10 protein-coding genes are annotated in these 12,295 nt (G+C 71.8%); all 10 read left to right on the forward strand.

Translation table 11 applies throughout. From position 1 onward, the window contains the following. The first annotated feature begins 184 nt into the window (after nucleotides 1–184). The 10 genes from CP982_RS28350 to rpmE all read left to right on the forward strand — a co-directional run bounded on the left by CP982_RS28350 (nucleotide 185) and on the right by rpmE (nucleotide 12,282). On the forward strand, nucleotides 185–898 hold the full coding sequence (locus tag CP982_RS28350) for a TetR/AcrR family transcriptional regulator (protein ID WP_170316666.1): 714 nt from the start codon (nucleotides 185–187) through the stop codon (nucleotides 896–898). Between the two features lie 36 nt (nucleotides 899–934). After that, on the forward strand, nucleotides 935–1,435 hold the full coding sequence (locus tag CP982_RS28355; RefSeq protein ID WP_150513061.1) for a response regulator: 501 nt from the start codon (nucleotides 935–937) through the stop codon (nucleotides 1,433–1,435). Between the two features lie 328 nt (nucleotides 1,436–1,763). Beyond that, on the forward strand, nucleotides 1,764–2,840 hold the full coding sequence (nrtL, locus tag CP982_RS28360; RefSeq protein ID WP_150513062.1) for an ArgS-related anticodon-binding protein NrtL: 1,077 nt from the start codon (nucleotides 1,764–1,766) through the stop codon (nucleotides 2,838–2,840). Between the two features lie 22 nt (nucleotides 2,841–2,862). Further along, nucleotides 2,863–4,254 carry a diaminopimelate decarboxylase gene (lysA, locus tag CP982_RS28365; protein WP_150513063.1) on the forward strand — a complete coding sequence of 464 codons (1,392 nt, stop codon included), beginning with the start codon at nucleotides 2,863–2,865 and terminating at the stop codon, nucleotides 4,252–4,254. Between the two features lie 137 nt (nucleotides 4,255–4,391). Further along, a complete protein-coding gene (locus tag CP982_RS28370; RefSeq protein WP_150513064.1) occupies nucleotides 4,392–5,684 on the forward strand; it encodes a homoserine dehydrogenase in 1,293 nt (430 codons plus the stop codon). A gap of 6 nt (nucleotides 5,685–5,690) precedes the next feature. Next, complete coding sequence (gene thrC, locus CP982_RS28375) at nucleotides 5,691–6,749, forward strand: threonine synthase (protein WP_150513065.1); 1,059 nt, start codon at nucleotides 5,691–5,693, stop codon at nucleotides 6,747–6,749. Between the two features lie 308 nt (nucleotides 6,750–7,057). Continuing rightward, entirely contained in the window at nucleotides 7,058–7,975 is a 918-nt protein-coding gene (gene thrB, locus CP982_RS28380) for a homoserine kinase (RefSeq protein WP_150513066.1), read from the forward strand. 387 nt (nucleotides 7,976–8,362) lie between these two features. Beyond that, a complete protein-coding gene (gene rho, locus CP982_RS28385) occupies nucleotides 8,363–10,405 on the forward strand; it encodes a transcription termination factor Rho (protein ID WP_150513067.1) in 2,043 nt (680 codons plus the stop codon). Between the two features lie 359 nt (nucleotides 10,406–10,764). Further along, on the forward strand, nucleotides 10,765–11,889 hold the full coding sequence (locus CP982_RS28390; RefSeq protein WP_150513068.1) for an LCP family protein: 1,125 nt from the start codon (nucleotides 10,765–10,767) through the stop codon (nucleotides 11,887–11,889). A gap of 171 nt (nucleotides 11,890–12,060) precedes the next feature. After that, nucleotides 12,061–12,282 (forward strand): 50S ribosomal protein L31, encoded by a 222-nt coding sequence (gene rpmE, locus CP982_RS28395; RefSeq protein ID WP_016438250.1) that lies wholly within the window; start codon nucleotides 12,061–12,063, stop codon nucleotides 12,280–12,282. Nucleotides 12,283–12,295: the final 13 nt, after the last annotated feature.

Below are 12,295 nucleotides of genomic sequence, written 5' to 3' on the forward strand. Positions count from 1 at the left end.
TCAACTGCCCTTGTTTTCAAGGGAGTTGAGGCGAAGTAAAAAATCCGGGGAACACGGCGGCGACCGGGTCGGAGGGGGCCCGGGGAGCCGGACCGGTGGTCCGGACGTGTAAGACTCGACCGGCGAACACTCGGTGACGCATGGTGCGCCCGTAGTGAGCCGCGTGACTGTGGAGGTGAACGTCATCGCAGGCAAAGAACGCACGAAGAGCGAGTCCGGCGGGGGAGGCGGAGCGGTCGGCAACGTCTGGCTGCGACCCCAGCGGGACAAGGGGGAGCCGCCGCTCACCCGGGCCCGCATCGTCCGCGCGGCCGTCGACCTCCTGGACGAGGAGGGGATGGAGCGCCTGACGATGCGCCGTCTGGCCGAACGGCTGCAGGCGGGCGCCACGACGCTGTACTGGCACGTGAAGACCAAGGGCGACGTCATCGACCTCGCCGTCGACGCGATCTTCGGTGAGACGCCGGTGCCCGACCGGCACGGCGACGACCCCCGGCAGGACATCGCCACCCTGGTCAACGACTGGCGCCGGGCCATGCTGCGGCACCCCTGGGCCGCCACCGTGCCCTCGCGCCAACGGCCCCTCATGGGGCCCAACTTCCTGACCTGGATGGAGTTCCTGCAGTCCGCCCTGGCGCGCGCGGGACTCACCGAGAAGCGGCTGAACGCGGCGACGTGGGCGCTCTACAACCACGTGATGGGTGCCACCGCCACCCAGTCCAGTCTGCGGCTCTCCGCGGAGGAGGCCCGCATGGGCCAGGAGTACCTGGAGCGCCAGCGCGAGCGGTACCCGACGGTCGCCGCGAACCAGTACATCTCCGACGACGACTGGGACGCCAACTTCGCCCTCGGCCTTGAGTTCCTGCTCGACGGGATCGAGGCGCAGACGCGGAGCTGACGGCGGTCCCGCGGGCCTGTCGGGGCTCCCTCGCAAGTGGCGGAAGTAGGGAAAACCCGGACGCGACGGCGGGTGTCGACCTACTCTCGAGTTGTGCCAGGCGTGCCCGGCCGTGTGCTTGTTGTGGACGACAACAAGGTCATCCGGCAACTGATCAGGGTCAATCTCGAGCTGGAGGGCTTCGAGGTCGTGACCGCGGCCGACGGTGCCGAGTGCCTGGACGTCGTGCACCAGGTCCGGCCCGACGTCGTCACCCTGGACGTGGTCATGCCCCGCCTCGACGGCCTGCGCACCGCCGCCCGGCTGCGCGCCGACCCGCGCACCCGGGACGTGCCCCTCGTCGTGGTCAGCGCCTGTACGCAGTACGAGGTGGAGGCGGGCCTTGACGTCGGCGTCGACGCGTTCCTGGCCAAGCCCTTCGAGCCCGCGGAACTCATCGCCGTCGTACGCCAGTTGACGGCCCGCGACGACCACGGGGACACCCCCGTGGAATCCCGCTGCCCGGGCAGCGGCCCGGAACGCGCCGCCCACCCCTGACCGGGGGCCCTGAACGACCCGGGCCCCCTCGCGCGGGCCGCGCCCCCCGGGATCCCTTGAGCGTCGCCCCCCTGGGCCCTGACCCGGCCGCCGTCCGTCCGAGGCCCGCGTGGCCAGTGCGACACCGGGATGTCGGGCGGACGGGCGCGTTGCCCCACCTCGGCGCCCCGGTCCCGGGCGGACCCGCGCGGCGGCCTCAGACGCCCGCGGCGGCGCAGCCGCGGGGGAGTCGGGCGAGCCCCCTGCCTGCGGGAACGGGGGAGGCGTGGGCCGGTGGGTCCGTGCCCCGTGCACGCCGGTGACGCCCCGCCTCCCCTACCCTGGTCCCGTGACACCCGTCGAGCTCTCCCGCACCGTGCTGCGCGCCCTGCGCGCCGCCGTGGACGCCGGAGAGCTCAGCGCCACCGTGCCCGAGCGGGCGCACGTGGAGCGGCCGCGCCCCGGCGGCCGGGGCGACTACGCCAGCAACCTCGCCCTGACCCTCGCCCGCGAGGCGGGCGCGCCCCCGCGCCGCGTCGCCGAGATCCTCTCCGCGCGCCTGGCCGCCGAGCCCGGCATCGCCCGCGCCGACGTCACCGGACCCGGCTTCCTCAGCATCACCCTCGACGGCGCCCCCGGCGCCCGGCTCGTCGCCGAGATCCTCGCGCGCGGCGAGACGTACGGCCACGTCCCGGACACCGGCGAACTCGTCCAGCTGCACATCCCGCACGAGCTCCGCGCCGCCGTCGTCGCCGACAGCGCGCGCCGCGTCCTGCGCTCCCAGGGCGCCCTCGTCCGCGTCACCTGCGACGCGGCCCCCGACCCCGCCTGGACCGAGGCCCTCGGCGTACGCGTCGACGCGTACGGACGCCCCCCGGTCCCGCTGCCCACCCTCCGCCCGGTCCCCGCCCCGGCGGACCCGGACCCACTGCGCCTCGGCCGTGACGCCGCGCGCTGGGCCCTGCTCCTGCCCGCCGCCCACGACCACCCGCACACCGGCGAGGAGCACCTCGCCCAGCGCGAGACCAACCCCCTGTTCCGCGTCCGGTACGCCCACGCCCGCGCCCGCGCCCTCACCCGCAACGCCGCGGACCTCGGCTTCACCGCCGCCCCCGGTGACACCCGCGAAGCGGAAAAAGCAGTGGCAGGAACAGCGGGCGACGACGGACACTCGCTGCTCGGCGCCCTCGGCGACTACCCCGTCGTCCTCGCGGCCGCCGCCCGCCACCGCGCGCCCGACCGGCTCGCCCGGCACCTCGTCCGTACCGCCGACGCCCTCCTCGCGCGGACCCACACCGTGCTGCCCCTCGGTGACGAGAAACCCTCGGCCGCCCACCGCGCCCGGCTCGCGCTCGCCGAAGCCGCCGGGACGGTGCTCGCCGGCGGCCTGTCCCTGCTCGGCATCAGCGCGCCCGCGTACCTGTGAGACGAGAAGAGTCGAAGAAGCCATGAGCCGTTCCGCCCACCCCGCAGGACCCCGGCACGGAGACGTCCTGCCCGAGGGCCACTACTCCCCGCCGCCGGCCGACCTCAACGCCCTCGACCCCAAGGTCTGGTCGAAGACCGTCGCCCGAGGCGCCGACGGCGTCGTCCGCGTGGGCGGCACCGACGTGCTCCGGCTCGCCGAGGAGTTCGGCACGCCCGCCTACGTCCTCGACGAGGCCGACTTCCGCGCCCGCTGCCAGGCCTGGCGCGACGCCTTCGGCCCGGACGCCGACGTGTTCTACGCGGGCAAGGCCTTCCTCTCCCGCGCCGTCGTGCGGTGGCTGCACGAGGAGGGCCTCAACCTGGACGTGTGCTCCGGCGTCGAGCTGGCCACCGCCCTGGCCGCGGGCATGCCCGCCGACCGCATCGCCTTCCACGGCAACAACAAGAGCGCCGTGGAGATCGAGGAGGCCGTCCGCGCCGGCGTCGGCCGCATCGTGCTCGACTCCTTCCAGGAGATCGTGCGGGTCGCGCACATCGCCGACGGCCTCGGCACCCGCCAGCGCGTACAGATCCGGGTGACCGTCGGCGTCGAGGCCCACACGCACGAGTTCATCGCCACCGCCCACGAGGACCAGAAGTTCGGCATCCCGCTGGCCGGGGGCCAGGCCGCCGAGGCCGTGCGGCGCGCCCTCAAGCTCGACGGGCTCGACCTCATCGGCATCCACAGCCACATCGGCTCGCAGATCTTCGACACCTCCGGCTTCGAGGTGGCCGCCCACCGCGTCGTGGGCCTGCTCAAGGACATCCGCGACGAGCACGGCGTCGAACTGCCCGAGATCGACCTCGGCGGCGGCCTCGGCATCGCCTACACCCCGGCCGACGACCCGCGCGAGCCGCACGAGATCGCCACCGCCCTGCGCGAGATCGTCACGCGCGAGTGCGAGCGGGCGGGCCTGCGCGTGCCCCGGCTCTCCGTCGAGCCGGGCCGCGCCGTCGTCGGCCCCACCGCCTTCACGCTGTACGAGGTCGGCACCATCAAGCCCCTCGACGGCCTGCGGACGTACGTCTCCGTGGACGGCGGCATGTCGGACAACATCCGCACCGCGCTCTACGACGCCGAGTACAGCGTCGCCCTGGTGTCGCGCGCGTCCGACGCGGAGCCGATGCTCGTCCGCGTCGTCGGCAAGCACTGCGAGAGCGGCGACATTGTCGTCCGTGACGCCTTCCTGCCCGCCGACCTCGCGCCCGGCGACCTCATCGCCGTCCCCGCGACCGGCGCGTACTGCCGCTCCATGGCCAGCAACTACAACCACGCGCTCCGCCCGCCGGTCGTCGCCGTGGCGGACGGCGCGGGCCGCGTCATCGTGCGCCGGGAGACGGAGGACGACCTGATGCGGCTCGACGTCGGCTGAACCACCCGTCCGGCGGCGACCGGACCCGATGCAACCGGTGAGTGAAATAGATGTCTCACGATCCGGACTTTGGTCAGAAACACCGTTCCGGTGGGTGAGACTGGACCCACCGTACTTGGAGAAGGAAACGAGGTCGGATGATGCGTACGCGTCCGCTGAAGGTGGCGCTGCTGGGCTGTGGGGTTGTCGGCTCAGAGGTGGCGCGCATCGTGACGACGCACGCCGACGACCTCACAGCCAGGATCGGCGCCCCGGTGGAGCTCGCCGGGGTCGCCGTCCGGCGCCCCTCGAAGGTGCGTGAGGGCATCGACCCGGCGCTCGTGACGACGGACGCCACCGCGCTCGTCAAACGCGGGGACATCGACGTCGTCGTCGAGGTCATCGGCGGCATCGAGCCCGCCCGCACCCTGATCACCACCGCCTTCGAGCACGGCGCCTCCGTGGTCTCGGCGAACAAGGCGCTCATCGCCCAGGACGGCGCCGCGCTGCACGCCACCGCCGTGCAGCACGGACGTGATCTTTATTACGAAGCGGCCGTGGCCGGCGCGATCCCGCTGATCAGGCCGTTGCGCGAGTCGCTCGCCGGAGACAAGGTCAACCGCGTCCTCGGCATCGTGAACGGCACGACCAACTTCATCCTCGACAAGATGGACACCACGGGCGCGGGCTACCAGGAAGCCCTGGACGAGGCCACCGCCCTCGGGTACGCGGAGGCCGACCCGACCGCCGATGTCGAGGGCTTCGACGCCGCCGCCAAGGCCGCGATCCTCGCCGGCATCGCCTTCCACACCCGGGTGCGCCTCGACGACGTCTACCGCGAGGGCATGACCGAGGTCACCGCCTCCGACTTCGCGTCCGCGAAGCGCATGGGCTGCACCATCAAGCTGCTCGCCATCTGCGAGCGGGCCGCCGACGGCGGCTCCGTCACCGCCCGCGTGCACCCGGCGATGATTCCGCTCAGCCACCCGCTCGCCAGCGTCCGCGAGGCGTACAACGCGGTCTTCGTGGAGGCCGAGGCCGCCGGCCAGCTGATGTTCTACGGCCCCGGCGCGGGCGGCGCGCCGACCGCGTCCGCCGTCCTCGGCGACCTGGTCGCGGTGTGCCGCAACAAGCTCGGCGAGTCCACCGGACCCGGTGACTCCGCGTACACCCAGCTGCCCGTGAGCTCCATGGGCGAGGTCGTCACGCGGTACCACATCAGCCTGGACGTGGCCGACAAGCCCGGCGTCCTGGCCCAGGTGGCCACCGTCTTCGCCGAGCACGGCGTCTCCATCGACACTGTCCGTCAGACGGTCAAGGACGGCGAGGCATCGCTCGTCGTCGTCACCCACCGCGCGCCCGACGCCGCCCTCAGCGGCACCGTCGAGGCGCTGCGCAATCTCGACACCGTGCGTGGTGTCGCCAGCATCATGCGGGTTGAAGGGGAGTAAGCAGCAATGACCCACCAGTGGCGCGGAATCATCGAGGAGTACCGGGACCGTCTCCCCGTCTCCGACACCACGCCGGTCGTGACGCTCCGTGAGGGCGGCACTCCGCTCGTGCCCGCGCAGGTGCTCTCCGAGCGCACCGGCTGCGAGGTCCACCTCAAGGTCGAGGGCGCGAACCCGACGGGGTCCTTCAAGGACCGCGGCATGACCATGGCGATCACCAAGGCCAAGGAGGAGGGCGCCAAGGCCGTCATCTGCGCCTCCACCGGCAACACCTCGGCGTCGGCCGCCGCCTACGCCGTCCGCGCGGGCATGGTCTGCGCGGTCCTGGTGCCGCAGGGCAAGATCGCCCTCGGCAAGATGGGCCAGGCCCTCGTCTACGGCTCGAAGATCCTCCAGGTCGACGGCAACTTCGACGACTGTCTGAACCTGGCCCGCGGCCTGTCCGAGAACTACCCGGTGGCCCTGGTCAACTCGGTCAACCCGTTCCGCATCGAGGGCCAGAAGACCGCCTCGTTCGAGATCGTGGACGCCCTCGGCGGCGCCCCGGACATCCACGTCCTGCCGGTCGGCAACGCGGGCAACATCACGGCCTACTGGAAGGGCTACAAGGAGTACGCCGCCGACGAGGTGTCGACGAGCACGCCGCGGATGTGGGGCTTCCAGGCCTCCGGTTCGGCGCCCATCGTGCGCGGCGAGGTCGTCAAGGACCCCTCGACGATCGCCACCGCGATTCGCATCGGCAACCCCGCGTCGTGGCAGCACGCCCTGGCCGCGCGCGACGAGTCGGGCGGCTTCATCGACGAGGTGACGGACCGTGAGATCCTGCGCGCCTACAAGCTGTTGGCCTCCCAGGAGGGCGTCTTCGTCGAGCCCGCCTCCGCCGCGTCCGTCGCCGGTCTGCTGAAGGCCGCCGAGCAGGGCAAGGTCGACAAGGGCCAGCGCATCGTCTGCACCGTCACCGGCAACGGCCTCAAGGACCCGGACTGGGCGGTCGCGGGAGCCCCGCAGCCGGTCACCGTGCCGGTGGACGCGGCGGCCGCCGCCGAGCGGCTGGGCCTGGCGTAACCCCACGCTCCGGGCGGAGCCCCGGCGGAACGCCGGATTCAGCCCGGGGCAAACCTCTCAACTCCCCACAGGGGGTGCACAGGGGGCTCGCGACACGCATCGTGCGCCTCCTGTGCGCCCTATGTCGCCGCAGAACCTTCCTTCGATAGGCTGTAGCGAACCCGCCCCGCCGCATATGCCGCGGTGCCGCTCGCCGAAGCGGCCTTCGGGTGCTGCCGTCCGTCGGGGGTCGAGACCGGTCGAAGCCGGTCGAGGCCCGTCACGGCGGCAAGTCCTCCACAACAGAGCTCAAGGAGAGTCATCGAGCGATGGCCGGTCCCGCGTTCCGCGCCGCCGCCGTCAGGGTGCGCGTCCCCGCCACCAGCGCCAACCTCGGCCCGGGCTACGACGCCCTGGGCCTGTCGCTGGGTCTCTACGACGACGTGGTCGTCCGCGTCGCCGACTCCGGCCTGCACGTCGACATCGCAGGCGAGGGCAGCGACACCCTCCCGCGCGACGAGTCGCACCTGCTCGTACGCTCCCTGCGCACCGCCTTCGACCTGCTCGGCGGGCAGCCGCGCGGCCTCGAGGTCGTCTGCGCCAACCGCATCCCGCACGGGCGCGGCCTGGGCTCCTCGTCCGCCGCGATCTGCGCCGGCATCGTCGCCGCACGGGCGGTGACCATAGGCGGCGAGGCCCGCCTCGACGACGCCGCGCTCCTGGAGCTCGCCACCGAGATCGAGGGCCACCCCGACAACGTCGCGGCGTGCCTGCTCGGCGGCTTCACGGCCTCCTGGATGGACGGCTCCGCGGCCCGCGCCATCAGGATGGACCCCGTCGATTCCATCGTTCCGGTGGTTTTCGTACCCGGAAAACCCGTGCTCACCGAAACCGCCCGCGGACTGCTGCCGCGCACCGTCCCGCACGTGGACGCGGCCGTCAACGCGGGCCGGGCGGCCCTGCTCGTCGAGGCCCTGACCAGGCGCCCCGAGCTGCTGCTGCCCGCCACCGAGGACCGCCTGCACCAGGAGTACCGCGCCCCGGCCATGCCGGAGAGCGCCGCCCTGGTGGAGAGCCTGCGCGCCGACGGCGTGCCCGCGGTGATCTCCGGCGCCGGACCCACGGTCCTCGCGCTGGTCGACGACAGTGCGGCCGACAAGGTCGCACGCCTGGCGGGCGAGGGGTGGGCGGCCAACCGCCTGGCGCTCGACCCGGCGGGCGCGAGTGTGCTGCCACTGGCTCCCTGACCCGGGAGGGCAGCGCATTCGGGGTGTCCGGATTTGGAGAGGGGGAATGTTTGTTGGATCCGGTAGTGTTAACCTCAAGTCTGCACCCGACCCCACCATGGCGAGGTGCTTTGTGTCCCCGTCCGGGACATCCATCCTTCCGGGAGCCTCCAAAACTGCTCTGTGCTTCGCACTGAGCGGTGCCGAGCACGCTCCGGAACCGGCGTGACCGAGCCGAGTGACCACCGCACCTCAGTGGCCCGGCATCGGGAAGCGCCACATCTGTGAACTCTTCCGCCGCGTTGGCGGACCACCGCCCCGGCACGGTCCACACACCAAGGACCGCCGGACAGCACAACCGGTCGCCGAGCCAGACAGGCCGACGTCCGCTCCAGGGAAGGACCCTTCGTGAGCGACACCACCGATCTGATGGGCGTGACTGCCGACACGCCCGCCACGGACGCCTCTGCGGCGCCTGCCACCGGTGCTTCGGCCGGGTCCCGGCGGCGCCGCGGCACCGGCCTCGAGGGCATGGTGCTGGCCGAACTGCAGCAGGTCGCATCGGGCCTCGGAATCAAGGGCACCGCGCGGATGCGCAAGAGCCAGCTGATCGAGGTCATCAAGGAGGCGCAGGCCGCGGGGGGTGCCTCGGCCAAGTCCGCCGGCAGCGCCGACACCGCGGAGGCCCCGGCCAAGCCGAAGCGCCGCGCCACCTCCAAGGCGCGCACCGGCGAGGCCGCCGAGAAGGCCGCCAAGCCCGACGAGGCCCCGGCCGAGCAGCCGAAGGCCCCGGCCCAGCAGCAGATCGACATCCCCGGCCAGCCCGCGAGCGACGACAAGCCGGGCCGCGGCCGCCGCCGCGTCACCGCCGAGGCCGGCAGCCCCGAGACCGTCTCCGCCGAGGCCAAGGGCCAGAGCGAGGCGAAGGCCGAGGCCCCCAGGGCCGAGCAGTCCGAGGCGAAGTCCGACCGCGGCGACAAGGGCGACGACCAGCAGGGCGAGGGCCGCCAGGGCCGCCGCGACCGCCAGGGCCGCGGCCGTGACCGTGACCGTGGTGAGCGCGGCGAGCGTGGTGACCGCGGCGACCGTGGTGACCGCGGCGACCGCCGTGGCAGCAAGGGCGACGACCAGCAGGGCGGCGGCAACCGCAAGGACCAGGGCGGCCGCCAGGACCGTCAGGACCGCAAGGAGCAGGACGACTTCGACGACGACGGCAGCGGTCGCCGCGGTCGCCGGGGCCGTTACCGCGACCGCCGTGGCCGTCGCGGCCGCGAGGACTTCGCGGGCGAGCCGCAGGTGTCCGACGACGACGTCCTGATCCCGGTCGCGGGCATCCTCGACATCCTCGACAACTACGCGTTCATCCGTACGTCGGGCTACCTCCCGGGCCCCAACGACGTGTACGTCTCCCTCGCCCAGGTCCGCAAGAACGGCCTGCGCAAGGGCGACCACGTCACCGGCGCGGTGCGCCAGCCCAAGGACGGCGAGCGCCGCGAGAAGTTCAACGCCCTGGTGCGCCTGGACTCCGTCAACGGCATGGCGCCCGAACACGGCCGCGGGCGGCCGGAGTTCAACAAGCTGACGCCCCTCTACCCGCAGGACCGGCTCCGTCTGGAGACCGACCCGGGCGTTCTGACGACCCGCATCATCGACCTCGTCTCGCCCATCGGCAAGGGCCAGCGCGGTCTGATCGTGGCCCCGCCGAAGACCGGCAAGACCATGATCATGCAGGCGATCGCCAACGCGATCACGCACAACAGCCCCGAGTGCCACCTGATGGTCGTCCTCGTCGACGAGCGTCCGGAAGAGGTCACCGACATGCAGCGGTCGGTGAAGGGCGAGGTCATCTCCTCGACCTTCGACCGTCCGGCCGAGGACCACACCACGGTCGCCGAGCTCGCCATCGAGCGCGCCAAGCGGCTGGTGGAGCTGGGCCACGACGTCGTCGTGCTGCTCGACTCGATCACGCGTCTGGGCCGTGCGTACAACCTCGCCGCCCCGGCCTCGGGCCGCATCCTGTCCGGTGGTGTCGACTCGACCGCCCTGTACCCGCCGAAGCGCTTCTTCGGTGCCGCCCGCAACATCGAGGACGGCGGCTCGCTGACCATCCTGGCCACCGCGCTCGTCGAGACCGGCTCGCGGATGGACGAGGTGATCTTCGAGGAGTTCAAGGGCACCGGCAACATGGAGCTCAAGCTCGACCGGAAGCTCTCCGACAAGCGCATCTTCCCGGCGGTGGACGTGGACGCGTCCAGCACCCGCAAGGAAGAGATCCTGCTCGGCAGCGACGAGCTCGCCATCGTCTGGAAGCTGCGCCGGGTGCTGCACGCCCTGGACCAGCAGCAGGCCATCGAGCTGCTCCTGGACAAGATGAAGCAGACGAAGTCGAACGCCGAGTTCCTGCTCCAGATCCAAAAGACGACGCCGGCGCCGGGCAACGGCAACGACTGACCGTCGTAGCGGCCTCGCACGGGCCGACCGGAAGGGCCGGTCCCGTCATCCGACGGGACCGGCCCTTCCGCATGTGCGGGAAATGGGGCGACAAGCGGCCGCCGGGTTTTGGCCAAGAGACCTTGACCACACGCATAAGAGATTCTCACGGTCACGCGCGGTAGCGCCTTCTTCCGTGAAAGTGCAGGTGGGGGGCCGAAAGTACGAGATGGCGCGAACGCTGGGTGACCGGTGGAACCCGGGGCGCACACAGGCCGCTATGCAACCCTTCTTTCGGTTTCGACGTCTGACAAGTGACGGAAAGCCACGCCTGACCCTGAAAGCAGGGGGTAGCCGAACGGACGAGGACTGAGGAGCGCATGACCGACGAGAGCAGGCCCGCCGACGCGAAGCCGAAACACCGCGGCAAGCGCGGCCGGCGCCGCAAACCGCGCAGCACGCGCAAGAAGGCCCTCGTCATATCCGCCTGGACCGCCGCGGGAGTGGTCGTCCTCGGCGGCACCGGCCTCGGTTACGTGTACTTCAAGCTCAACGGCAACATCAAGGGCGTCGACATCAACGCCGCGCTCGGCACCGACCGCCCCCTGGACGTCGACAACGGCTCCCAGGACATCCTCGTCCTCGGCTCCGACTCGCGCTCCGGCGACAACGCCAAGTACGGCAAGGACGAGGGCGCGGCCCGCTCCGACACCGCGATGATCGTCCACGTCTACAAGGGCCACAAGAAGGCCAGCGTGGTCTCCATCCCGCGCGACACCCTCATCACCCGGCCCGAGTGCGCCGCCAAGAACGGCGACGGCAAGACGGACCCGGGCGGCGAGCGCCAGATGTTCAACACGGCGTACGAGGTCGGCGGCCCCGCCTGTGCGGTGAAGACGGTCGAGAAGATGTCCGGCATCCGCATGGACCATTACGTCGAGGTCGACTTCACGGGCTTCAAGAAGCTCATCGACACCCTCGGCGGCGTGGAGATCGCGACCAAGCAGCCGATCAAGGACAAGGACAGTCACCTCGACCTCCCGGCCGGTGACCACAAGCTCAACGGCGAGCAGGCGCTCGGCCTCGTCCGCACCCGGCACGGCGTCGGCGACGGCAGTGACCTCGGCCGCATCCAGCTCCAGCAGGCGTTCATCAAGGCCCTGATCAACCAGGTCAAGGACGTCGACCTGTTCGGCAACCCGAAGAAGCTCTGGGACCTCGCGGACGCCTCGACCAAGGCCATCACCACCGACTCCGACCTGGACACGGTCAAGGACCTGGCGGGCTTCGCCAATGGCCTCAAGGGCATCGGGGCCGGTGACATGAAGATGGTCACGATGCCGGTCCAGTACGACCCGGCCGACCGGAACCGCGTCCTGCCCCTGGAGGAGGCCGGCCGCCAGGTCTGGGACGCCCTGCGGGCGGACAAGCCGATCCCCAAGTCGGCCACCGAGAAGTCCGCCGGCGACAAGGGTGCCGCGGGCAAGGTCGTGACCAGCGAATAAGCCCCCAGGACGACCGGCGGACCGGCCCGCGCGATGCCTCCGGGAATACTTCCGGGCCCACCCCGGTTTGGGCAGATGCGGCCGGTCCTGGCAAACTGGTCCGTCGGCCCCGGTTCACGCACCCGCATCCCGCGCGTGCGACCCGGCGCCCTCCCGAAACTAGGAGACACCTTGAAGCGCGACATCCACCCCGAGTACGTCGAGACGCAGGTCAGCTGCACCTGTGGCGCGTCGTTCACCACCCGCAGCACGATCTCCAGCGGCACCGTCCGCGCCGAGGTCTGCTCCGAGTGCCACCCGTTCTACACGGGCAAGCAGAAGATCCTCGACACCGGTGGCCGTGTGGCCCGCTTCGAGGCCCGCTTCGGCAAGGCTGCCGGCTCCAAGAAGTAGCGAGCCACCTGCG

This window comes from Streptomyces spectabilis, assembly GCF_008704795.1.
Taxonomy (GTDB): Bacteria; Actinomycetota; Actinomycetes; order Streptomycetales; family Streptomycetaceae; genus Streptomyces; species Streptomyces spectabilis.

Bases quoted from the DNA above. Each gene is read 5' to 3' on its own strand.
- CP982_RS28370 (WP_150513064.1), top strand. From the start codon at position 4,392: ATGATGCGTACGCGTCCGCTGAAGGTGGCGCTGCTGGGCTGTGGGGTT.
- thrB (WP_150513066.1), top strand. From the start codon at position 7,058: ATGGCCGGTCCCGCGTTCCGCGCCGCCGCCGTCAGGGTGCGCGTCCCC.
- lysA (WP_150513063.1), top strand. From the start codon at position 2,863: ATGAGCCGTTCCGCCCACCCCGCAGGACCCCGGCACGGAGACGTCCTG.
- thrC (WP_150513065.1), top strand. From the start codon at position 5,691: ATGACCCACCAGTGGCGCGGAATCATCGAGGAGTACCGGGACCGTCTC.
- CP982_RS28390 (WP_150513068.1), top strand. From the start codon at position 10,765: ATGACCGACGAGAGCAGGCCCGCCGACGCGAAGCCGAAACACCGCGGC.